Origin of the sequence: Anaerobacillus sp. 1_MG-2023, from assembly GCF_030547345.1 — a bacterium.
In the GTDB taxonomy this organism is placed as follows: Bacteria; Bacillota; Bacilli; order Bacillales; family Guptibacillaceae; genus Guptibacillus; species Guptibacillus hwajinpoensis_B.
In genome coordinates this window covers 153291-177956 of record NZ_JAUORD010000010.1, presented here as the reverse complement: position 1 = coordinate 177956, position 24666 = coordinate 153291, and the positions used below count along the sequence as shown (strand labels likewise).

General features: G+C 35.5%; 22 protein-coding genes. 3 read left to right on the top strand and 19 right to left on the bottom strand.

Annotated features, from left to right (window positions below; genetic code table 11):
• Positions 1-65: 65 nt before the first annotated feature.
• Positions 66-1709, top strand: coding sequence for a mercury(II) reductase (gene merA, locus Q4550_RS16670; protein WP_303534693.1), 1644 nt, complete (start codon positions 66-68; stop codon positions 1707-1709).
• A gap of 127 nt (positions 1710-1836) precedes the next feature.
• Complete coding sequence (locus tag Q4550_RS16665) at positions 1837-3180, top strand: dihydrolipoyl dehydrogenase family protein (protein ID WP_303534692.1); 1344 nt, start codon at positions 1837-1839, stop codon at positions 3178-3180.
• Positions 3181-3714: 534 nt separating this feature from the next.
• Here Q4550_RS16665 and Q4550_RS16660 read toward each other — a convergent pair.
• The 5 genes from Q4550_RS16660 to Q4550_RS16640 all read right to left on the bottom strand — a co-directional run bounded on the left by Q4550_RS16660 (position 3715) and on the right by Q4550_RS16640 (position 8180).
• The gene (locus tag Q4550_RS16660) at positions 3715-3843 is read right to left on the bottom strand and encodes a hypothetical protein (RefSeq protein WP_257147707.1); all 129 of its coding nucleotides are present in this window, start codon (positions 3841-3843) and stop codon (positions 3715-3717) included.
• A gap of 20 nt (positions 3844-3863) precedes the next feature.
• Positions 3864-4811: a hypothetical protein gene (locus tag Q4550_RS16655; protein WP_303534690.1), complete on the bottom strand. Its 948-nt coding sequence runs from the start codon at positions 4809-4811 to the stop codon at positions 3864-3866.
• Positions 4812-5649: 838 nt separating this feature from the next.
• Complete coding sequence (xerS, locus tag Q4550_RS16650; protein WP_303534689.1) at positions 5650-6744, bottom strand: tyrosine recombinase XerS; 1095 nt, start codon at positions 6742-6744, stop codon at positions 5650-5652.
• 80 nt (positions 6745-6824) lie between these two features.
• Positions 6825-7403: a hypothetical protein gene (locus Q4550_RS16645; protein WP_303534687.1), complete on the bottom strand. Its 579-nt coding sequence runs from the start codon at positions 7401-7403 to the stop codon at positions 6825-6827.
• Positions 7404-7928: 525 nt separating this feature from the next.
• A complete protein-coding gene (locus Q4550_RS16640) occupies positions 7929-8180 on the bottom strand; it encodes a YolD-like family protein (RefSeq protein WP_303534685.1) in 252 nt (83 codons plus the stop codon).
• A gap of 145 nt (positions 8181-8325) precedes the next feature.
• On the opposite strand from Q4550_RS16640, the gene Q4550_RS16635 reads away from it, so the two are divergent.
• A complete protein-coding gene (locus Q4550_RS16635; protein ID WP_303534683.1) occupies positions 8326-8451 on the top strand; it encodes a hypothetical protein in 126 nt (41 codons plus the stop codon).
• Between the two features lie 56 nt (positions 8452-8507).
• Here Q4550_RS16635 and Q4550_RS16630 read toward each other — a convergent pair whose 3' ends face one another.
• The 14 genes from Q4550_RS16630 to Q4550_RS16565 all read right to left on the bottom strand — a co-directional run bounded on the left by Q4550_RS16630 (position 8508) and on the right by Q4550_RS16565 (position 24473).
• Positions 8508-8888, bottom strand: coding sequence for a hypothetical protein (locus tag Q4550_RS16630; protein ID WP_303534681.1), 381 nt, complete (start codon positions 8886-8888; stop codon positions 8508-8510).
• Positions 8889-8907: 19 nt separating this feature from the next.
• Complete coding sequence (locus Q4550_RS16625; protein WP_303534679.1) at positions 8908-9213, bottom strand: hypothetical protein; 306 nt, start codon at positions 9211-9213, stop codon at positions 8908-8910.
• A gap of 145 nt (positions 9214-9358) precedes the next feature.
• Positions 9359-10423: a DUF2325 domain-containing protein gene (locus Q4550_RS16620; protein WP_303534677.1), complete on the bottom strand. Its 1065-nt coding sequence runs from the start codon at positions 10421-10423 to the stop codon at positions 9359-9361.
• Between the two features lie 95 nt (positions 10424-10518).
• Positions 10519-10848, bottom strand: a complete 330-nt coding sequence (locus tag Q4550_RS16615) for a hypothetical protein (RefSeq protein WP_303534675.1) — start codon at positions 10846-10848, stop codon at positions 10519-10521.
• Positions 10849-10910: 62 nt separating this feature from the next.
• The gene (locus Q4550_RS16610; RefSeq protein WP_303534673.1) at positions 10911-16580 is read right to left on the bottom strand and encodes a PQQ-binding-like beta-propeller repeat protein; all 5670 of its coding nucleotides are present in this window, start codon (positions 16578-16580) and stop codon (positions 10911-10913) included.
• 227 nt (positions 16581-16807) lie between these two features.
• Positions 16808-19273: a cell wall-binding repeat-containing protein gene (locus tag Q4550_RS16605; RefSeq protein WP_303534671.1), complete on the bottom strand. Its 2466-nt coding sequence runs from the start codon at positions 19271-19273 to the stop codon at positions 16808-16810.
• Positions 19274-19579: 306 nt separating this feature from the next.
• Complete coding sequence (locus tag Q4550_RS16600; RefSeq protein ID WP_303534670.1) at positions 19580-20053, bottom strand: hypothetical protein; 474 nt, start codon at positions 20051-20053, stop codon at positions 19580-19582.
• A 16-nt stretch (positions 20054-20069) separates the two neighbouring features.
• Positions 20070-20357: a hypothetical protein gene (locus tag Q4550_RS16595; RefSeq protein WP_303534669.1), complete on the bottom strand. Its 288-nt coding sequence runs from the start codon at positions 20355-20357 to the stop codon at positions 20070-20072.
• A gap of 208 nt (positions 20358-20565) precedes the next feature.
• Positions 20566-21273, bottom strand: coding sequence for an AbiU2 domain-containing protein (locus tag Q4550_RS16590; protein WP_303534667.1), 708 nt, complete (start codon positions 21271-21273; stop codon positions 20566-20568).
• A 239-nt stretch (positions 21274-21512) separates the two neighbouring features.
• Positions 21513-22019 (bottom strand): hypothetical protein, encoded by a 507-nt coding sequence (locus Q4550_RS16585; RefSeq protein ID WP_303534665.1) that lies wholly within the window; start codon positions 22017-22019, stop codon positions 21513-21515.
• 12 nt (positions 22020-22031) lie between these two features.
• Entirely contained in the window at positions 22032-22892 is an 861-nt protein-coding gene (locus tag Q4550_RS16580; protein WP_303534664.1) for a phosphoadenosine phosphosulfate reductase domain-containing protein, read from the bottom strand.
• A gap of 69 nt (positions 22893-22961) precedes the next feature.
• Positions 22962-23753 carry a hypothetical protein gene (locus Q4550_RS16575; RefSeq protein ID WP_303534663.1) on the bottom strand — a complete coding sequence of 264 codons (792 nt, stop codon included), beginning with the start codon at positions 23751-23753 and terminating at the stop codon, positions 22962-22964.
• Between the two features lie 74 nt (positions 23754-23827).
• On the bottom strand, positions 23828-24217 hold the full coding sequence (locus tag Q4550_RS16570) for a hypothetical protein (protein WP_303534662.1): 390 nt from the start codon (positions 24215-24217) through the stop codon (positions 23828-23830).
• Complete coding sequence (locus tag Q4550_RS16565) at positions 24204-24473, bottom strand: hypothetical protein (protein ID WP_303534661.1); 270 nt, start codon at positions 24471-24473, stop codon at positions 24204-24206. Before Q4550_RS16565 ends, Q4550_RS16570 begins: the two co-directional genes overlap by 14 nt.
• Positions 24474-24666 lie beyond the last annotated feature (193 nt).

The window sequence follows — 24666 nt, the reverse complement described above, 5'->3', positions numbered from 1 at the left end:
TGTTGATAAGAGTTCTTGTGAAGCTCAAGTTTGAATGAAGAATAAATAAGAGGAGGAACTTTGAAATGAACAAAACAGAGGTAAAAATCCAAGGTATGACATGTGATCAATGCGAACGTCATGTCTTTAAAACACTAGAAAGTCTTGGTGCTGAAGATATCAATGTCAGTTTTCGCAAAGGCGACGCTTCCTTTCATCGCCCAAATTCTTTAAATTATGAAAGGATTAAGAAAACTCTCGATACAACGCCATATAAAGCTGTTGATGTTTTTGATGTCAATACTACAGCAAGCAAATCAGTATCTTCTTCAGAAAAGGAGTACGACTTTGTTGTCATCGGATCTGGTGGCGCGGCTTTTTCTGCTGCGATTCAAGCGTCAGAAAATGGTTTAAGAGTGGCGATGGTCGAGAAAGGAACGATTGGGGGAACGTGTGTAAACATTGGTTGTGTTCCATCTAAGATGTTGTTAAGAGCTGGTGAACTGAACAGCCATGCTCATCATAACCCTTACAAAGGTTTAGCACTTCAATCAACCAAGCCAGACTTATCCCAACTTAAAGAACAAAAGGACGAACTTGTTCAAAAGTTGCGTAAAGATAAATACGAAGAACTTATTGAGGATTACGGATTTGATCTGATAAAAGGCGAAGCACGGTTTAAAAATGCACACACGATCAGTGTGAATCATCAAGAGCTAACCTCAAGGCATTTTCTGATTGCCACAGGAGCGTCACCTGCCGTACCTGATATACCAGGACTAAAAGAAAGTGACTATTTAACAAGCACCTCTGCTTTAAATTTGACAGAAGTTCCAAAGCATCTCGTCGTAATTGGTTCAGGGTATATTGCGCTTGAATTAGGTCAAATGCTTCATGATCTAGGGTCAGAAGTGACATTAATGCAACGGAGTGACCGCCTTCTTAAAGATTATGATCCTGAAATCTCTGAAGCCATCGAAAAATCCCTCACCGAAAAAGGCATTCGCTTGATAAAAAATGTGGAGTACAACAAGGTTGTCCAACATGGCAGTGAAAAGGAAGTTCATATTCGAATGAATGGAAAAGATCAAGTAGTGTCTGGGGATCAACTATTGGTTGCGGTTGGTCGTGCTCCTAATACAACTGCAATTCAGCTCCAAGAAGCCGGGGTGAAGGTTGGTGAAGCTGGAGAAGTATTAGTCAATGACTTTTTAGAAACAAGTGTCCCTCACATACACGCAGCAGGAGACGTTACTTTAAGTCCTCAATTTGTATATGTTGCTGCCTATCAAGGAAATCTAGTCGCAAAGAACGTGACAAGGTCTCAAAAACGCAAACAGGACTTGACTACCGTTCCAGCAGTGACATTTACGTCTCCTTCCGTTGCATCTGTAGGTTTAACAGAACAACAGGCTAGAGAACAGGGATACAATGTGAAAAGTTCTATACTTTCATTGGAAGCCGTACCAAGAGCATTGGTCAATCATGAAACGACCGGTGTATTCAAGCTCGTGATGAATGAGGACAATCAGCAAATTATCGGGGCACACGTTGTAGCAGAAAATGCCGGTGATGTGATTTATGCAGCTACTTTAGCAGTGAAATTCAAACTCACAGCTGAAGACCTTCAGGAAACAATGGCACCATACCTTACAATGGCTGAGGGATTAAAATTAGCGAGCTTAACTTTTGATAAAGACGTTTCCAAACTGTCTTGTTGTGCAGGATAACCGTCATCCATGGCCCCGCTGTTATTAAAACGGTGGTTTTTTCAACCCTGGAAAAGGTACATGGTTTGATTCGTTAGTGATAAGGAAATGGTTTTAATAGCGAGTTAAAATCAAGGAGGTACTTAAGATGAAAACATACGATCTCATTGTTATTGGATCCGGTTCCGGAGGATCCATAACAGCAGCAAAATGTAATAAAGCCGGTTGGGATGTAGCGATGGTAGATTACCGTCCATTTGGAGGGACTTGTGCTTTGAGAGGTTGTGATCCTAAAAAAGTATTAGTTGGTGCGGCAGAATTATTGGATTGGAATAAAAGGATGCAAGAAAACGGAGTGCAATCAGAGCCCTCTATCGTTTGGAAAGATCTAATGAAGTTTAAAAAGAAATTTACGGATCATGTACCAGATAAAAAAGTAGACGCTTTATCTAAGAATGGAATTGATACCTATCATGAAAAAGCTTCCTTTATTAGTGAGAACGAAGTCCAAGTGGGCGAGCACACCATAAAAGGGAATCGGATTTTAATCGCTTCAGGGGCAAAACCAACTCCTCTAAACATTAAAGGAGAAGACTATCTTACTTATAGTGACGAATTCTTAGAATTAGAAGAACTGCCAGAGAAAATAATCTTTGTAGGAGGCGGGTATATTTCATTTGAATTTGCTCATATTGCGGCAAGAGCTGGTTCTGAAGTTCATATCATCCACCGGGGAGAAACGCCACTAGAGAACTTTGATGCGGATCTTGTTGACTTACTGATGAAAAAATCTAAAGATATAGGCATAAAGGTTCATTTAGAGAGTTCTGTTGCGTCTATTTGTAAAGAAAAGGATGGCTATATCGTTACATCAAAAAAAGGGGAAGAAACATATGAACTAAAAGGAGATCTTGTTGTTCACGGAGCTGGTCGGATTCCTTCACTAGATATGGATCTTGAAAATGGAAATGTTGAATACGATAAGCGTGGGGTAAAGGTTAATAACTACTTACAAAGCGTAAGTAATCCACATGTGTACGCTGCAGGTGATGTCGCTGCGACAGATGGATTACCGCTTACCCCGGTAGCAAGCATGGAGTCTCATATTGTTGCTTCAAATTTATTAAAGGGAAATCATAAAGAAATGGATTATCCTGCTATGCCTTCTGTTGTGTTTACTGTTCCTAAAATAGCATCGGTGGGTCTTAGTGAAAAAGAAGCAAAAGAAATGAATCCTGATATTGAGGTTGTTTATAAGGAGATATCGAATTGGTTTACATATAAACGAACCAATGAATCTCATGCAGCCATAAAACTGTTAATTGACAAAGAAAAGGATATAATCATGGGTGCTCATCTTATTAGCAATGAAGCAGATGATCTTATTAATCACTTTGCGACAGCTATTCAATTAGAGTTGAAAACAAAAGAATTAAAGCAAATGATTTATGCTTATCCAACGACTGCTTCAGATATTGGGCATATGTTGTAACATTGTATTAGTTGAAGTTATAGAGGAAGAACAGCTTAATTTAGGGCTGTTCTTCGTTTTGTTTTTTTAAGAAAGTATATAAATAAGGTAACCGATTTTCAATTATATGGTGAAAACACTAAAAATAAATGGTGCGCTTTGCTCCAGATTATCGTAGCGTTTACTTAACGAAAAGTTGCGATCAATATAGGTATAGGACAGCTTAATGGAGTAAAGAATGAGAGGTTTTTCTAAACAAAGGAGAAAGTAAATTGACTCGATTAGAGTACTTTTCGATATCTATTTTAAATTATGTTGCCTCTAACATATATTGTAACCAGAAATACTTCCGACTTACTAAAGAAACCAGAAGGCCATTCTTCATATAAGCATGAGAGTTAACCTTCTGGAATTTAAATAGAAGCGAAAAAGAATAGTTTTCTAATGAGTTCTTTTACTTATACATGGCGCTTTATTATTGAATAACGATGATGTATTGTAATAATTTACCAGGATAGTACACCATAAGGAAATTCCTCTATGAGTGCTAATGTATTATTGGGAGTTGTTTTTCAAAAATTTTATAATATATAAAACTAAAGCAATTATCGCAACCGATCCTAAAATTGTTACAACTAGGCCCACTAGTAAAAATACAGATTGAATTGCCCACCAATCATCCATTTAATTTCTCTCCTTTAACCTCAATTAAATACATAACTTTGTGCTACGTAAGCATATTTTTCTTTTTTATCCAACTTTTTTAATTTTATTTGGCTTCTTATATCATAATACCTACTTCCACCTAACCATCCCAATAAATCAATTTTTACAGTATATTCACCATAGCTGTTAATATCATGACCTTCTACGGGTGCTTTTGAGTCAGTTGTTTTTGCCGTAGCTCTTGAAATGTCGAATTTAGGTAAATAACTACGTGTACCAGACTTAGAAGAGTACCTCATTTTTAGCCCGTAATCCCCAACAGAATAATGACTACGAAGATACAATTTTCCTACATTTATTCCACTTGCTCTAAAAGTAATAATAGAGCTGTAACGCCTTGCTCCATAATCTTTCTTTTCACTTCTATAAGGAGAATACATTATCCCACTAAATACTGGTGCTCTATTAATTTCTATACCTTCACCTTCATATATTTCTACAAAATCTTCAGCTGGTAAATCACTATCTTCTTCTTCCTCAACAATATATTCTTCGGGTAATTCGTTTTCATCTACTTCTTCTGGAAGGTCACTAGTTTCTATGTTAACTTCACTTCCATCAGATAAAGTGATTTGTTCCTCAACGAAACCTTCCGTATTTAACTTTGAATTATTCAAATTATTGAGCTTGTGATTTAGTTCTTCCTTCATTTGATCACGATATTCAATTTTAGCTTCTTTAGTAGTATTTTCGTCAATAGAATCAAAGATTTCTATAATGTCATCCTTAGGAAGTTTAGAAACTTCTGTACTTTCGTTAACTTCTCTAATTACCTCAATTAATTCTTTCTTACTGATAATTTTAGAAGATTGTATAAATTCATCTTTAATAATTTCCTCGTTTTTTGAAGCGCTAACATAATTGGAGTCAATTATTCCTCCAAACGTTAAAAGTCCAATAATTCCAAAGACCAACAATTTTTTCAATTACATAATCTCCTCTGTTTAATTATTAGTAAAATTTTAATTATTTACCATGAAATTCATTATATATATTTGAATATAATTAGTCTATCTTTATTTTATAGAACTGGTTTGTTTAAAGCTGATAGCTTTAATGTTTATTCCCCCAGGAAAAGCTAATGGAACGACTATCTATTAAATGATTTAATAGATTTATCGTTTGTATAACTTGGTACGGCTAATTCGTAAGTAGCAGGTCCAGAATTCCAATGGAATGAGAATAAAGATGTGGCAACATAAACTTTTAAAGAGAAATATGATTACTCATTTTCAAGAGTAATAATAATTAATTAGAAATCAGCGCCTTATTCCAGAATCTCGGAGCGATTGTTGAATAGCTTAGTGGAAACTCAAATGAGGTTCCACTATTTTAGTTCCATTATCAACAATAGCTTTAAAATTAATAGAATAAATGCTACTTATTATCTTTTTTCCATATATTTAACTTTTCCAGTAATATTCGCGCATCCATTAATTCCTTGCTCTTGTATCCTGGTACTCTTTCCTCTACCTGGTTTATTAGGTCATTTATTTGGTTAATATCCTGATAAATTTCAGATTATGAATTTCTCTTAAGTAAATCAACCAGTTTAATGTATAGCTTCTTTGAAGTTTTAAAGGCGCTTATTTCCTGTATTGAAAGAATAGTCATTGGTAGCGAAACACTTATTATTACACCTGCTACGTTAAATAAACCGGTAGCTACTAAATAACATGCTATTAAGTAACAAGCTAAACAAAACTTAATAAAAAATAGGGGTGTTGAACTCGGTTTGTCCTACCATTTATATTCCTCCTATCACTAATTTTCTTGTCGATCCACCATTTCAATCGCATCTTTAATCTCGGTGTTAAACACATGAGTATAAATCATAGTAGTCTCGATTGATTCATGCCCCAGAATCTTTTTGAGTTGAGCGATGTTATTAGTTTCTTGGTAAAATCGCGTTGCAAATGAATGTCTTAGGCCGTGCGCTTTAAGTTTTGGCTTTCCAAAAGCTTTAGAATATTTTTCTATCATTAACTGCATAGCCCGTTTGGTCATTGGTGATCCTTCTTTAGTTTGTTGGAGAGTTAGAAACAAATAATTCTGCTTCTTAGATGCCTTATATCTTGAATTTCTAACTTTTAAATATTCCCGTAGGTCATTCGATGCAATGCTTGAGAAGCTAACGATACGCTCTTTTTCACCTTTTCTTATTACTTCTACATTTCCGTCCACCATATTTAGATTTGAAAGAGTAATATTTGCAACCTCATTAATTCTTAAACCAGAACTAAGTATAAGGGATATGATCGCGGTGTCCCGCTCTTTGTTTTGCTTATATCTTCTTAATGCAAGCTTATTAGTAATATTATTCTCATATCCCCCAGCGACATAAGCTCTAAAATCGTCTATTTCATCACGGAGTAAAATCTTGCTGCTAATTTGTTGGGCTAGAGTTTCTTTATCAAGCTTCAGATCCTCCAGCTCAATTTTAGCCATGACATTACGGTAGAGGAGGGGGTGAAGGTTTTCATCTTCAGCGATATTTCCTAAGTAGTAGAAGAGTGACTTTAGAGCTGAGATCTTTCTATTTATTGTAGCTTTCTTATTTACTTTCTTATTTACTTCTTCATTCTTTATCGAAAGAAAGTATAAGAAATCTTCTTCAATATCATCTACCCTAAGTTTCTCTAGAGCGGAGAGAGGGATCTTATCTATAGAATTCCATTTATTATCATTAAATGCTAATAACCATCTGAAAAAGATTTCAAAGTCAAGTGAGTAACCACGAAGAGTGGAGGGAGAAAGCTTTCGTTCTTTATACCTTATAAACTTTTGAACATAGTAAGGTAATGTTTTCATATGCCTATGTAAATATTCTCGATCGCGTTCTGAAGTTGTTTTGTGCATTGAAGACCCTCCATAAAAGTTACTGTCGATTTATGTCGAAATAACTTCATAAAAATCATTCTATATGAAGTATTATTTTGTTATTTAGTACCATTAGAGTAAAATGTTTCATAGAAATTATTACTTAGTATTGGTACTGCCAGTATTAGAACCATAAAACCAATTATATCTTGAAACTCTGGTGCTACAAATGCGATAGTAACAAGCACAGTTGAGCTATAAAATAATAAAAAATTTATTATCTTATGATATTTTTGACTTCCTATATTTTTTTGACGTAGATATATATTTATAGGAAACACGATTAAAGTACTTAACAATAAAAAGATCAAAATAGTATAAAATGACTCGGGAATAATTTCAGTAGATATTTTAATAAGTAAGTAAGAGAGTGTTAAATAACCTATACTCACCATAATAGTTAACAATATAGCAATGTAAATGTTTACAATCGAAGCAATAATTTTTTCTCTAAAAAGAATAGAACCTGTAAAAAAAGCGATTAAAATGATTGCTCCAATCCCTATGTTAAACTGAACAATGGTTTTATCCTCGTTATTTAAAATGTTCAAGAGATATATCACAGATAGAGAAAGTATCATTGTAGCACCTGAATAGATTGCTACAATTCCAAATGTTAATTTATTTTTAGTAGCCAATATATCATCTCCTTATAAAATTATATCAAATTTAAATTAAAAACTACACCAAATTCATATTTTATGAAGTTGTTTTGCGGAGAGGGAAATCGCCTTGTATCAACATTGATGACGTGACGAATTTCATAAAAGTATAAACTTCAATTTCATTAAAGTATATACTTTCTTACTCTTCTCTTCTTTGCATCAAGATTATAAACTATATCCATATCTTGATTTAGATAGCCTGTTGTACAATTCAATAGACTTCTGTGGTAGTTGCGCACGACTCTCGGGAGATTGATAACATTCTAAAAAACGCGTCTTTGATTCTTCTTGAAACTTCCGCACCATAACAAAATGTTCTCTGCAATACAGATTTGAATGCCTCAAGTGGTCTGGATCTATCCAGTCATATAATCTTCCAACAGCATCGATATGCTTCCCCACAACCTTTCCGCAATAGTGACATGACTCTCCAGGCTCTCTAATCGCTTCAATATCCTGCATATAACGATTCACCTCACCGGATTATTTTAGTCAATACTATGGTTGGGGAGAGAAGACAGTTTTATTAATAATCTCCACAATACTTAACCAACCTATATATTGTGAATTATCATCTAAATCTACTAATCGAAGTTCTTTGCGGCTAAAATCAACATAGTGTACAAATCCTTCGATGAAGCATAAATGACCTTTAGAATTCTTGTAAGTTATTTCCAACTTTTCTGCAGTTTCCATTGCAGAATATACTTGTGAAAGTATATTGTATTCAGGATTTACCTTCTGTATCATACAGTTAACCGTCCTTCATATTAGCTCTTTTAATCAAATGATAACGAACTGGTGTTCTTATTTCAAGTAATAATTTATTTAATGATAATAAAAAGGTATTATTGTTAGAAATCAAGAGCATTTTTTAAATAACGAGGTGAACAATTTGGGAAGAGAACTTAGGTTTGGAGACCGAAAAAAGCGACAGGAGCAAAGAACTAAAGATTTAAAAACTAGGATTGAAGAACTAAGAAAAAAAAGAAATGAGTTATTAAAAGAAATGAAAAAATAAAGCACTTACACTTAACTCAGTGTGTGCTTTATTGTGTGTTTCATTTTTTATACATGTTATTTCTTGAGGCTTTGTTTTTCTTCTATTTGATAAATAATATCTTTTAATACTTTTAATTTCGAAGCCACTGTAAATTCATCGAGGTCTTCTTCTTGGTAATAAGTACTATCTAAATCTCCATATACATCGTACCACCCTGCAGCTCCATAATTATCTGTGAGAGCTAGTAGGATTCTTTCCATATAACCTTCATACAAACCATCGTCTTCATTACAGGCGTGTTTTACGTCTATCGTGGAAATAAGTTTTTCAATAGCATTTACGATTAACTCAGTATCGTTATCTGCCTTCCCTTTCACTTGAATATCTAGTTCTACATTATCCTCGGATGTAAAACCATTTGTAATTCTAGTATTGAGAACCTGTTTATTAGTCATCAAAATTCATCTCCTAATATTAAAATTTGTATTTGTTGCCCCTCTGTTCAATTAGAGGAGTCTTTGAGCGTGTGGTGTTATGTATGATAGATCTTGGATTAAATGATGAACCAGTGCTCTTTGAGGGATATTTACGCACAGCTCTTATCGAATCACCTTCGTACCTGGGTATATCATTCATTAGCTTCAGTATTTCACTTTTTAATCTTCGAATTTCTCTTAATGCTTCCGGACTATTGAGTGATTCTTCCGCTGATGATAGATGCATAAATACACCTTCAAGTTCTAGGATGGCATTTTCTCCTGTTTCATAATAATGACTCATCAATTCTCTCCTTTCCTACAAACAACGTTTATTTGTATATCTATTGTAAAACAATGGATTAGAAAATGGAGACATAATCGGTAATTTTATCACTTTTTACAATGAAAAAACTGAGAGCTCACCCATATCGCTCTCAGCATAGTCATTATTTAGTATTATTATAGTTTATGAGCTCTTCAGCTTGTCGAAGAAGGCTAGATGCTCCTTTACTTTCCATCGCTTTAAATTGCACACCATAATCTTTACAGTACTCTTTAGTTGGATACATTCCCTGATGGCTCATTTCTTCACTAATCCAGAGCACGATATCCGCTTTCTTTACTCTGCTTCGTATTCTGGTTTTCTTTTCTTTACCATCAAGCCACATAAAAACACCACCATTGTTCTCAATGACTTTTTTATAATTGTCTTTCTGAGACAAGCCACCTACAACAAAAATCGTAAGGCCCATTAAACTGTTATTTGTATCTTTTGATACGGACTCTTGAGGATTTTTAATTTTATAGGAATGAGATTTTCTGCGTTCGATGGTCTGAGGCAGCGGTGTGTGTATATGATGTTTATACGTCACGCGATTATAGGAAGGATCAGTTTTCTTGCAAGCTATATCTACTACATCTCCCCCCTTCAATCCAAATTCTTCGATATCCGTATCTCGAATGACAATCGAGTAAGGAGCTTCGTTAAATCGAATCGTGCTGTTCCCTGTTTTCTCGGCCAACAACATCCCGTCTCTATTTTTTAAAATACAGCACTTATATTCTTGTCGATCGATTTCGACTATTTCATTACGTTTCTCTATAATCTTAAATTCAATTTTGGGTTTTCCGTTATTAACATGCTTGCCTTTAAAATTTACGCTAATATAATCTCCATGTTCAATACCTAATTGTCTTACGATACCTTCAGGAACAACAGTTGCTATTTCTTCTAAAAATCCTCCCCGGAGTTTACGGTGAAAAAAATATGAGGGAGAAAGTTCGGGTTGTTTCTCAGTTAATTGTTTGAAGGTTTCTGAAACAGGATCCTCCAGCTGTGATTCTTCTTTATTATTCAACTTTTGGTCATCATTTAGATAGGAAAGATGCTCAATGAATGATAAATAATGTTCTAGTTTTGACTTGCTTTCCGAGATGTTTTCTAAGTTCATACCTTCTACTACCATCTGCATCTCGCTCTTGGCTGTTTTTAAGATTGATTGTTTATCCAAGCATATGGCCTCCTTTAAATAGTGAAAATAATAGAACGCCCCCACTCTTTCCATTATCGGGAGATAGAGTGAGGGCTATACAAAGTACGGAGAAGTTATGATATTTTGTTCCAAATGTATCTCTCCATGAAAGCAGTATTGCTATCATTTAAATTTCTTGTTTTTCTTTTTTTAGCCTTCATCATTTTCTTTTCATTTTCTTCAGTACACTTTAGACATTGTCGAGCGATGGCACCATTGTGGAGATTGTTGGGGTTTAAAGTAGCAAAAAAGGAACCCTTTTCTTTCATTGGTTTTCTACAAGTAGGACAAGTATGATTATGATTCTCTAAATATTCGTAAGAAACTTCTTTCCCGGCTACTTTTAAAAAAAATGTCCAATAAGCTATCTCACTTTTTTCATCAACATCTTTTTCTGTTATCACGTTAATATCCTCCTAATATACAGGAGCCAGCTATTAATAATCTGGCTCCTCATTAATAAATTCTAGTGGCTTTGATGCAATTGTAGGGCATCAAATGCCGAACCTATTACAATTATTGGAACAGTAGTTGTTCTCACCGTTCCGTTAATATACTCTACTTCAAAATCAAAATTCACTACACCACCTGCAAGCATTGTATCTGGTTCTGACATTTCAGGATCGTATATATCTCCTGTATATAATTCTCCAGACTGCTTAGCAAGAGTGGCGAATAGAAGCATATTATTGCCACTCACTTGCTTACCTTCAAATTTCACTCTCACATAATTAGCGGGATAGTTAGTTATCTCAGCGTCTAACATAAATGTCTCGCCTGAGTAAAATTCATTTGGCGCGTTTCCAAGTACAGCATGTTTTTCATTCCACTTGTCAGTATGCTTTACTGTACCTGTGATTACGAGGTCCTTTACCAATACTTTTTTCGTTTCGGTATCGGTGGCATCAAATGAGTCTGTGACAGTTTGTTTAATCGTATAATCACCAAGTTGATCAGTTTTAAAGATGAAATCTTTTGTTGTTTTAGTGAATGTGCTGCCATTCGGCTTAGTGACCACATATTTAAACGTTAACGGGTCTTTATCCGGGTCGGTAGCAGTACTTGTCACCTTCACTGTATCACCAATGAAATACTCTGTAGCGTCTGTCTCAAACCCTGCCTCTGGTAGTTGGTTAACCACGTTGATTTTTTTAGTAACAGTTGCTTGATCTCCTTCATCATCGGTCACGGTTTGTTTAATGATATAATCACCATTTTGCTCGACCTCAAAGTCTGGATTTGGTTCATTATAAGTCTTCTTCGTCTTGTCAGGAGCAGTTATTTCATAAGAAACGATAACTGTACCGCCATCTTCATCAAACGCTTTATTGGTCACTTCAACCGTTTCTCCGCGTACATAAATCCCTTTGTCTGTTAGGAATCCAGGTGTAGGGAGAGTTTGAACCCATTGTGAGTCCGCAAATGAATCAGAAGCCCCCTGCGGGTCTTTAACGGTTTGCTTAATGGTATAAGTTCCCGTTTCCGTTGCTTTAAAGCTCGGGTTAACAGCGGTTGAGTTTAACTTAGTTCCGTTTGGAAGAGTTATTTCGTAGTTATAAGTTAATGCATCTCCATCCGGGTCGGTTGCTGTAGAACTAATGTTGATCGTTTCATTTTTATAGTACTTAACCTTATCAAGCTTAAATCCTGCTTTTGGTGGTTGATTAAGTACATTTACCTTTTTAGAAATAAAAGCTTGATCTCCTTCATCATCTGTTACGGTCTGCTTGATTATATACTCACCAAGCTGAGCTACTGTGAAGGAAGGATTTTCAGCTCTGGAAGTTTGTTTTGAACCATTTGGAGCAACAACTTCATAACGATAAGTTAAATTCCCTCCATCTTCATCAAATGCACTCGAGGTTATTTTTAATGTGTCTCCTCTAACATAAGAAGTTTTGTCCGTATCAAATCCGGGAGTAGGAAGCGTCTGCACCCATTGTGTATGAGTTACAGAATCTTTTAACCCATAGGGATCCGATACAGTTTGTTTAATGGTATATGTGCCAGATACATCAGCGATGAAAGATGGATTTCTAAGACTTGATGTGATGGTTTGTCCATTTGGTTTCGTAATTTCATAGGAATAGCTCAATGGGTCTCCATCTGCATCAAAAGCAGAAGATGTTACCGCTATGGTTTCACCCTTATAATATTTTGATTTATTAAGGCTAAAACCTGCAGCTGGTCCTCGATTCAATACCGTTACTTCTTTTGATGTGTTCGCCTTATCTCCTTCGTCATCCGTTACAGTCTGCTTAATTGTATACTTGCCAAGTTGATTTACAGAGAATGTAGGATTAGCAGAAGTATAAGTGGACTTTTGCCCATTTGGCGCAGTTACCTCGTAAACATGATTAACTGTACCGCCATCTTCATCAAAAGCGCTAGTTGTTACTCGTACTGTTTCCCCTCTATAAAAAGAAGTTTTATTAGTAGAAAACCCTGGAGTAGGAAGCGTTTGAACCCATTGCGATTTTGTCATTGAATCTGATAAACCTGCTGGGTCTGTAACTGTTTGCCTCACAACATAAGTACCAGTTTGTGTTGCAGTAAAAGATGGATTTATTTGATTACTAGTAAACTTGCTGCCATCCGGTCGCGTAATTTGATAAACGTGATTTAGAGAATCGCCATCTGGATCAGTTGCAGTTGAAGTAATCCGTATCGATTCGCCTTTATAATACTTTGATTTATCAAAGTTAAAACCTGCGCTTGGAGGTCTATTAGCTGGTGTAACAGAAACAGTTCGAGCAAAGTAATCCGTGGCACCCGAAGTATCTTTTACGGTTTGCTCAATCTTGTAAGTACCTGGTACAAGAGAGCCGAAATTAGGATTTTCATTAGTTAACGTAAAATTTGTTCCATTCGGTCTAGTAATTTTGTAAAGATACGTAAGAGGGTCACCATCCGGATCAGTTGCTGTACTTGTCACGTAAACTTTCTCATTATCTAGGTAATCTGTTTTATTGGTTGTAAAGCCCGCTTTTGGACCTCTATTACCTACATCCACTGATTTAGTGACCGAATCACTTCCACCATTACCATCAGTTACAACTTGATGAATGGTATACTTTCCTTTTTGAAGTGGATTTGAAATAGTAGGATTAACTGTGTTAGTTGAATACTTACTACCATCTGGGCGAGTAATCGTATACGTATGTGTTAGCGCATCTCCATCTGGATCAGTAGCAGTGCTAGTAATTTTGATCGATTGCTCATTATAATACGATGGTTTGTCCGTATTAAAACCTGCTTTTGGACCTCTGTTTACAACTTTAACCGTCTTCGTAACAGTATCACTACCACCGTTCCCATCGTTAACTACTTGTTTGATCGTGTAAGTCCCTTTTTGTAAAGAAGTAATAGACGGATTCGTAGTATTGGTAGTATATTTCGTTCCGTCAGGACGAGTAACTGTATACGTATGTGTTAATGAATCACCATCTGGATCAGTCGCAGTACTAGTTACTTTGATAGTTTCATCATCAAAAAAAGAGGGTTTATTTGTATCAAAACCTGCCTGTGGTCCTCTGTTAAGAACTGTTACTGATTTTGAATATGAGTCACTCCCACCATTACCGTCATTTACAACTTGTCTAATGGTGTAAGTCCCTTTTTGTAGAGAGGAAATGGTTGGATTTGTTTGAGTCGTATTATATTTACTCCCATCTGGACGAGTTACTGTGTACGTATGAGCTAAAGAATCACCATCGGGATCTGAAGCGGTACTAGTAACTCTGATTGATTGGTCATCATAATACGTTGACTTGTCAGTGTTAAATCCAGCATTAGGTGCTCTATTTAATACGTTAATGCTGCTTGAGTAGGAATCAGTTCCACCAGCTCCATCATTCACCGTTTGAGAAATTGAATATCTACCCAATTCTGTAACTTTGAAAGAAGGGTTGATACTGCTTGAATAACTCTTTAGACCGCTAGGTGAAGTAATGACATACGAATGAGTAAGTGTATCACCATCCGGATCTGAAGCGGTACTTGTGATTTGAACATTCTCCCCACGAACAAAAGACATTTTATTAGTAGTAAAACCCGCATTTGGTGGAATATTGACAACATCAAAACTCTTCCACGGACTATACAACCATTCATTGAACTTATTCATTATTCTTAATCTATATTCGTAGTTTCCCCTTGGCGCGTTATCAGAAATCACCATAGCAAGGGTACTCGGAGGTGTACCATTACCGCTCTTATACATTGCATCTGAACCATTTGGGTATCTTACTTCGAAAACATAAGAACGCTGGCTGTACTTTTGAGTGATAGAAAGGTTAAATTCATTAGTATCGCCTCGGTTTATCACAGAGTATTTTGCAAGAGCGGTAGGATGACGCATGTCAACAACGTCGAAATTAGAAATTTTTTCATTTGCCCCGAAGTTATCAAACTCTTTTTGAATATCCCCCACATCAGCGGTTGTTTTAAAGCTAAACTGACCTTCTGAATTAGGAATAAAAGAATTAGATATATTAAAAGATCGATTAACTGGAACTTGGAACTTTGTTTTGTCTTGAGGCATAAGTTCATCCCAATAATCTGAACCTGCATTATTTGAATATGTTTCGTTAAATAAAGGTATTGATGTATTAGAATCCTTATTAGTTATTTCAAATTTCGATTGCTGTGAGTTTGTACCGTTGAAATCAGTGTAAATGTCATAATCGAATGTTCCAGCGTTACCAATTTCACTACGTAGTGAAATGCTAGGCATTGTATCTGAGTAAAAGTTGACACGTGCTCCTTGAGCGGCACCATTATTGATACTTTGATCAGCAACGTAAAAATCAGGTCGTCCCTTAAATCCAGCTATTTTATCATTATTCGCAGCAATTAAGTGATTATCTGCGCCAATTAAAGTTTCTACACGCGCACCAATATCAAAGTAATCTCTCGGTGTCATCATGGTTTCATCAAGGTACCATTCAACTTTTTCCATCGTGCTAGGATCCAAAGCATAAACACGCCCATTAGCATCCCCGAAATAGAGTAAACCACTTAGTAATATTGGAGTAGTTGTAACTGGAGCGTTATGGACATATGTTTTCTTTGAACCGATATCGCTTTTACTATGCCTACTAATCGTTCCATAAGAACTTGAAACAGAGGACTTAAACGTACTGGCATAGACGTAATTTTTATCGGTTGCAGATCCGCCAATAGATTCATATCCTCTAGTAGGAGCATCACCCACGTAGGCTATGTTAACTAACTCACCAGCTGTATCATGTTGATAAATTCTACCTTCTTTATCGACTGAGTATATTAAATTACTCTCTCGATCGAATGTAGGAGCTCTTGGTATACCTGCAAAGTAGTTGATAGTTTTGGTTGGCTTAATACCATACCCGCTATTACGAATTGCATGATCGTATATATATCCATAACCTTTATTTAAACCATGATCAGTTGTAACTAAAAGGTCGCTACTTGACAACGCAGTCATTCCAGAAATAGTTCCTCCGCCATCAATACCTCCGGTCCATTTGAGAGACATACTATTTGTATCAATCATTCGAATCAGAGTTTCTGATGCAGCTGCTAAATAATCACCACTACTAACATAACCAAAATGATTTATTGGCTCACTGTTCATAGTCCCGCTGAATTGTATCTCTTGATCATCTTGGGCATCATCTAATCCATAACCCGTCAATTTACCTATTTTTCCGTTTGAGGTACCAAAGAACAAAGAATTTCCTACACTTGAAGAATTTTCTCTATATCCCTCTACAGCACTTGTTACGTCTCCATAAGAACTTGGAAAACTTTTAATAAAAGGGTTTCCAACTTTATAAGATGAAGTGACAAGATCTGTTCCGGTTTGGTTATTTATTGCTACTATGTCTCGACCGTCTCCAAAGTAAAGTCTGTAATTCGTTAGTACCATACCTTTTTCAATTGGAGCGTCATATACCCGATCATAGATCCAGGAGTTACCCAAAGGGACTTTTACAGTCGAATCAGGATAATTGTAAGTGCGATAATAATCTGCACCAACGTTGATAGCCCCTTTTCCATGAACCCTTTCCGCATATGCATTCTCAATAAATTGAATGCTAATTAAATTTATAAGAAGAAATACTAGACAGTAGATTGCTATTTTTCTAACCATCCCTTGCACCTACTTGTCTATATATCCATATCAAAGAAGTCACCTCCTGAACACAAAAAGCCCCCTAAACAGAGCCATCCTTACTAAATCAGTAAGAATGAATCGTTTAGGGGGCATCCCTGTCTATTAAACTTTTACACTAGTATTATATCACAGCAAGAAAATTGTGGAAACATTTCACCAAAATAAAAAGCAACTCCTATCTAAAAATAGAAGTTGCTTTTTGCTTATTTTTTTAACTGTTTTTTAATTGATTCAGAAACCACACTATTACCGCCATAAAGATACACTGATTCTACATTTCCTTTAAGGTGAGTAACCACTTCATCTTCTATCGAATCCTCAGCAGTAAGTAGAACTGGAAGATCATGATCGAAAGCAAAGCGGGAGCCACTTAATGCATCAGCAAAACTAAAAGCGTTTGTTAAAGCAATAGATTTTGTTTCGGGGTATAGCTTCTTAGCAATTTCAAGAGATGTAATGTATCGGTCTTCACCAGAAATTCGATCAATCGTCTTAATACCTAGCTTATTAAGTTCCTTTTCAACAGAAGTTGGAACTACTCCGGTACCACCGATGATCGTTACTTTTTTCAAAGTGTTTTTCTTTGAAGAGATATAGCTTGCTACATCTTCTTGGAGCTTATCACCTTTGGTATTGAGCATGATAGGAATTTCCTTCTTAGTAGCATAAGGAACGACGCTAAGTGCGTCTGCAAAATCCATACCATACGTTAAGACTATTTCCTCAGGGTTATCATTGACTTTATCAGCAATTTTCAAAGCTGTTTGGAATCGAGTTTTTCCGCCAAGACGCTCGGTTTCAAACTCTTTTGCGAAGGCCTTTTCAATCTTTGGAGAAACTGCTGCATCTCCTCCCAACAGGACCACCTTTCCATTATCTTTTAAGACACGCTTTGCCTCTTTTAGTTGTTCATTAATTACAGCCTGGTTATCACGAACGAGTAAGACAATACCATTCATTTTATTATTTAGAACTCCACCTGTAAGTGCATCCGGAAAGTCAGATCCAGAGGCCAAAAGAACAGTATCAAGAGAATGAGCAGGAATTTCTTGTGAGAAAGCTTTAGAAGTTTCATATCGATCATCACCGGAAATCCGCTTATATTCAAGTTCAGTTGGTTCAGGTTGAGGAATGGATGGTTTTTCTTTAGTTGTTATTGATTTAATACTACCCTTACTGCTGTTTCCAGTTTCATCTACTGTAATAAATTTATAAGTATAAGATGTATTCTCATTAAGTTCTATATCAGTAAATGAATTGGTTTGAGTTTCAGCAATTTGCTTTCCGTCTCGATAAATAACCACCTTATCAAAGTCCTTATCAGTTGGAAGAGTATAGTTAAAGGTTACTCTCTCATGGGATAATTCATTTACAAGGATATCCGAGATCTCACTAGGAGCTGTTGTATCTACTTCTACTGGTTCAGGTAACGTTGTAATGTTTTTAGAAACTCCAACGCTCGTATTACCAGTGGTATCCACTGTCACGAACTTATAAGAATAATCTTTATCTGCTGTTAGAGCAGTATCTTCAAACGTTCCAGTGTTACTTTCAGAAATCTTACTTCCATCCCGATAAATAAGGACCTTATCAAAATCAGTATCTGAAGGTAAAGCAAAATTGAATTTGACACTATTTTTAGTTAAAGAACTAACTTCCAGACCACTGACTTCTTTAGGAGGAGTGGTATCTTTTTCTGGTTCTTGTACGTCACCTTCAAAATCCATTTTTACTTGGTAATTTGGGTTTTTAAGAAAACCATTTTTAAGCGAGAGTACAAACTTACCAGTGTAATTCGAATTTTCTATTTCAAGAGATTTTGAATAAGTTTGGTTTGGAATGCCTATTACAGCCTCACCATCAATCTTATCGTAACTTCCATCTTTTAATTCTGCATAAACTCCATAAGTATTATAATAATCTTTATTTGCTTCATTCCAGTAGTTATATTCCTCTTGATCATACTTAACAGAGTAAGTTAACTTTCCTTTTGAGCTAGCTTCAATGGAGAAGTTGTCCATTTCGTCATAATGGTTATTCCACTTTGTATTAATCCAAGTGTTTTTCTCAATTAATGCACTTTCATAGAGATCCCAAGTCTTATTAAAAACTGTATTGGGTTCAAGTGTGTCGCCTGAAGGACTATTCACGCCATATACAATCCCCATATTGTAAGTAGAATTTGACTCTTCATTCTTTTTAACTCTAATAAAAACGTCATTATCATTGATATGAGAATACCAAGAATAAACATTTCCATCAGCAGAATCTTTGATTCTTTGCGAAGCATCGTCAGGATATGCTACCGTTCCAAAAGATCCATCATAACGTGTAGAAAAAATATCAACATCTGGATAGTTATCTTTTGGAATTGTTCCTGTTTTGTCTTCAGGGTGGAAAGAAACGTTTACTTTACCAGGCTCTGCTAAAGTTACCTTATACCAATCCACATCACCTACACTAGAAAAACTTCCTTCTACAAAATTAGTTACCTCTTTGGCAACACTATTTGACCCTACAAGTGATAACACCTGTGCAGAGTCTTTCTCATTGTTTGCTTCCTTCTCTTGAACAATTGTGTCGTTTAAAGACATTGCTTGTACGCCGGATACAGGAATACTTGAAAGGACCATCCCAGCTGCTAGTACACTACTCATCATTTTCTTCATCTTAAATCCCCCTAATAGTTTTAGATCATGATCTCATTTCTGGGAAATCCATCCTCTTCATACATTATCGGATAGTTTCATAAAAGGTTTAATAGAACACAAAAAACGGCCTTTGAACCGACTCATAAATACTTGAATTGAAATTTTCAATTCAAGTAAAAGAATCAGTCCAAAGACCGTAAGTTATGTAGTATATGTAAACCCGCTAACCTTTAATAGGTTGCAAAAGAAATAAGAAATGGGAATCATGTCCCTTTTATTATATCGAAGCGGGAATAGATTAGCTACACTAATTTCGAGATTTTATTAAAGTGTTCTAAGGCCGTTTATGATTTTCTGTTGCTCGGTCTTAATGCTTAGGTATTCTTTTCTTAAATCATTCTTTTTAATTTTATCTTCATTTGCCGCCTCTACTGCATCTAAGAACATCTGGTGCTGATTATTCATTAAAGATATAACAGCTTGATGTATTTCAAAGAATGCAGGATCGGGTGTCATTTCATCTATACTTCTAACCATCTCGTTGGACTTCTCAATATTATTTCGCATCATGTTTCCAAACTCTTCATTGGATAACTCTTCAGTATATAATTGATCAACTGATTTGTTGTAAACAGCTAAAAGTTTATTAGAATTGTCTATTGCTCCCTTAATTTTATTTTGATATTCGGTTTTTGCTTTAGGTGCAGCGCCTCCTTCTTCTTCCTTTGGCGCTCCACCACACGCGGAAAGTAAAAACATTATTAGGACTAAAAACCCTATAAATAACGGCTTTTTCATGTATCTATTCATCTCCTCAAGAAGTCTTCTTTTTCCAACTATAATTCCAGGTGCGATTTAGGTATAGGGATTGTTCTGGATTGCTTTCATGGTGGAAAATAGTGTATTCATCATGTCGAAGTACCACTCGATTTGTTTCAATTTCTAAATCTTCTCGAACGCTTTTCTCAAAAATTTCTGCTGTTACCGTATTGGTATATACATTTACAACAACGCCTTCATACGATTTACCTTTTATAACTGATTTAATCCCATCTCCTATGTTTGCTGAATTGGTCTTTGTAGATTGAATCGTTTTACTCATTTCGTTCAGCTCCTTTATTAAATAAAAAACGCCCCAAAACAAAGAATAGACAAGGTAGTCTAAACTTAGTTTTGGGGCATTCCCAATCTAGTATTCTATAACACATGTGCAAGGGACTTACTTAATTTAGTATTATACAAGTATCTGTCTTTAAGATCAACACTACATGAATGAGTAAACCACGAGTTGAGTATCAACGTTATGATAATTATGTATCATTATTTTGTTTGGATTTCCATTCATCTATTTTTTTAAAATCCCATTCAAATTTTTTGGGGTTCTCTATTTGTGTATTATTAGATAATAACTTCATATCTGTTTTGGTTATTGCAGATAATATCCATTCTAATTCTTCTTTATATCCCTTGTGGATTGGAACGGATATTAATCCACCAGGTGATCTTTTTAAAATCTTATCCCCTAATTCTATTAACTTAGTAACTTGTCGATTTATTAGACGACCTTCCTCGCTCTTAAACAGTTCTTCCGGCTCAAAAAAATATGTTTTATCAAAGTGAGAATAGTATTTATCTCTTCTAGTCTTTAAAATGGTAATAATATTTTGATGCTGATCTAACAATTCATTCATTTCTCCAATATATTTATTTATCACCGGCAATTCATCATCTTTAAAAAAATCGCCTTTATGATGACTAATAATACTCAGGAATTTCTTAAAAGAATAAGGTTGTTGTTTACTACTGCGAACTTCAAATAGATTTGATATAATTCCCAAAGACATTCTCGCTAATGATTCCATTGTTAATCTAAAGTATGTAGGAGCTTTTATAAACACTTCTTTATCTTGCTGATTTTCGTATAACCGTAAATAAAGGTCAAAACAAGACTTAGCAGTATCTAATTCTTGATATAAAGCGTTTCTAAATTTCCTATATTCAAGAATTGTCCATTCCATTAATAGTCACCCTCCATACGACCTGTAGTCATTTAAGCATGTATAATCTTCTCATATCTTTCATGGTAAATTTTTAAATTCATAATAATATCCCCTGATATTTCAAGGTTAACTCTTCAATAATAAATCTGTTTAAGTTATATTATATCTTGTTCTGTACATATATCCTATTACATTTCTAGATTGTGGAAAAAATAAAAACGACGCAAGCTGATACAGCTACGTCGTTTTTTATGTTCTTAAAATAAACTTAATTGCTCTCCACCAGTGAAATAATCATCATTCACCTCTTTTTTCTTACTATCTTCAATTATTTCCACAAATTTTTCTTCAGTTAATGATTCTATTACCGAAAAATCATTAATCGATTGTACCCCTATAAATTCATTACTAGTGGTGTAAACATTCGCTTGAGTAAAACTCTTATAGAAGTTTTTTTCTTTTAAAAGATACCGATCCCCCATTTGAATGCAGTTAGAATTAAAGCAACCCATAACCAATAATACTTCACTATCATTAAACTCATAAAAGCTTTTTCTACTATCCTCTTGGTTATCATAATAATTAGTGCTCACTGTCTTTTTTACATGGTTTCTTTTATAGCAATTACAATGATTTTTCACTTCATTATCAATGCCATCATAATAGCAATCATCTACTCCCATATTGCAAAAACTAAATCGACTACAACAACTAAATCCCTGTTTTGAAAACCCCGTTTTGGTATACAAAGATGTAGCCTTCATTCTAAATCCCCCTTAATCAAGCAAAGAGCACGGTCTGAAAAGATCCAGTTTCATTTGCTCATTACTTTTATTTGCTTTCTCAATAAAATCTATTAGTGAAATGGGAGCATTCTTTTCATACTTCATAGTGTGATTAAGTCTCTCTTCCATTTTCACCAGTTCTTCAAATTGTTCCGGAAATGCTTCTGCCACAGTTTTCATTTCTTTAGGAGAAAGAAAAATGCAAAATTTACAAGAGCAGCGGGAAACTTTGTAGTTCGTATAACAAGGATGTGGCTCTATTCCGGCTAACTCCATTAACTGCCATACTTCTGTTTCTGATAGATGGATAACTGGGCGTAACCAATGAACAAACCGATGTTTGGTAGGAGCATTTGCCGGTTTATAAACTTGGTATATTTCTTTTTTTGATCTTCTAGAGCTTTCTAAGCGTCTTTCTCCACTCGCACAAATAAATGTACCAGGACCTAAACTACGAACCCACTTGCTGTACAAATCGCGTTTTTGATAGGATGTACAATATTGTGTAGCAGCACCCGGAAACTTTCCACGATCTTCTATTCGTTGTCTTAAACTCTTATCTCCACGAAGGACAATAAGTGGAATGTCGAGTGTTTTAGACGCATACTTCAGATACTCATCCGTCTCTGGCCAGTCAAAAAATGCTTCTTCCTGTGCATCGACTCTAAAATGGACAAGTCTTAACTTGGAAGATGGAATTTTATATCCATACTTTAATATAAGGGCAGTCGCTATACTGTCTGCCCCACCGCTAAAATTCGCATGATACATATCGATCTCTTCAATCGGGGGCATTTCGTTTGGCATTTTAGCCGTTAGTTTTTCTATAAGTTGAATGAGTTTTTTCTTCATTACGTCAAACATCCTCTCAAATATAATAAAAAGGCTTCTTATAGTATTTTGATAAGAAGTCATCTCTACTCAAGCGTTTAAGACCAATCCTTTACGCTCGAAATATTTGGTATCCAACATCCAATGATTATAGGGGTCTGTAACAAGATCCAAATCAAGTTTAGTAAATGGTTTTTCATATGAACTCCATGCTTTTAGTTTCATTTCCTTCATTGATTGCTTAAGACCATTTAATTTAAACATCTGCTGTTCTGCCAGTGATTGAAATTCATATGCTTCCATGTACTCACCAGATTCCAGAGCCGCTACAATGTTCCTTTGACAAGCATTTAGTATATGCACAGCACCCATCTCTTCTAGAACTAAATCCATGGCTTTCTCACTTGTTAAGAATGGAATTAATCCTCTAGTACTTCTCTTCTTCTGACGAATAAAACCAGCTTTCTCATAGCAATAGCCAGGATTTTCAGATTTGACAGCATTGGGAGAAACATATGTTAATAGTCCATCAGTCGGTAACTTCCCCCAAATATCCACTATGGCATAAACCGCCATCTTTATTAGATCACTACTTTGGTAAGTTGACTCGTTACGGAATGCTGTGTTTTCAATACAATCATAACCGTCTTTCCTTTTATACTTCGTTCTCCATGCTATAAAAACCGCTGAACAATCTGCTGTTCGTAGGACGATGTTCTCTCCTGGTCTAGTAAATTGTGTAGCTCCAATCGTAACGCGACTATAATGACGGTCCATTAGATGACGAACAGCTTGATCAGACCGTGTAGTGACTATCCAATCTCCATAAGTCCTTACTTCGTCTACTTCAGACCAATTCAACATCATTTGTGCTTCTGCCACTCATACCACTCCTCAAAAGAAAATGCAGCGTCCATTTCGGTACGCTACATTTACTCTTGTGTTTAGTTTGATTTTCATAATATGTTTTTTGCGTAAGCAAATTTCCCACTACAATGTACTTCTTCTGCGAAATCAACATAAGTGCCGCTCTTTTGATGAAAGAAACGAATTGTTTCATATGGGTTATAGTATATAACATCCATTCCATGAGGGACTTCCTTGTCTACATCATGCAAAACACCTCTAATATAGGCGTGGACTCGCTTTCTCCTCATTTCCAACGTTTTATTTCTGCCTGCTTGAGAAACTTTGAAAACAGCTTGTCTAAGACAAACTGATTCACAATGAGCGAGTACTAATCCACTTCTCGAATCCCTTATACTATAAGCGCCACCCTGGTTAAGATTTCTATAAACATCAACAACACTACCTAATGACACAGATCGCCCTTTATAGGTCTTCATAGTTATCACAGCATTCCTGTTCTGCTAACCAAAAAAAGTTTACCGTTGTAGTGCCAGGTTCATAATAGAAATCATGACCATCTTCAGTAACACGCGGAACTACATGATGAGAGTCTGACTTCCGCTCGATCAATCCGCATTCAAGAAGACAATCGTCTTCATCTTTATCATAGGAAAGCATTTTATTAGCTATGATTTTTCTAATTCTTAAATGCTCTCTTTCTGATAATACCTTCGGAAAAAATAACTTAGTCACTCGAATTCCACCCATTTAGAACACCCTCTCAAAATTTTTACATTCTTCCCTTCTGCAGTAGACAAGCAAAAAAAGCAGCCTTCTGAGCATGATAAAAGACATAAAGATGTCCTTAATCAACCCAAAGGCTGCTTTGTATAATTTGTCACCGCTAACCACAGAGTGTGGTTGCTAAAAGAAATAAATGTAAGTA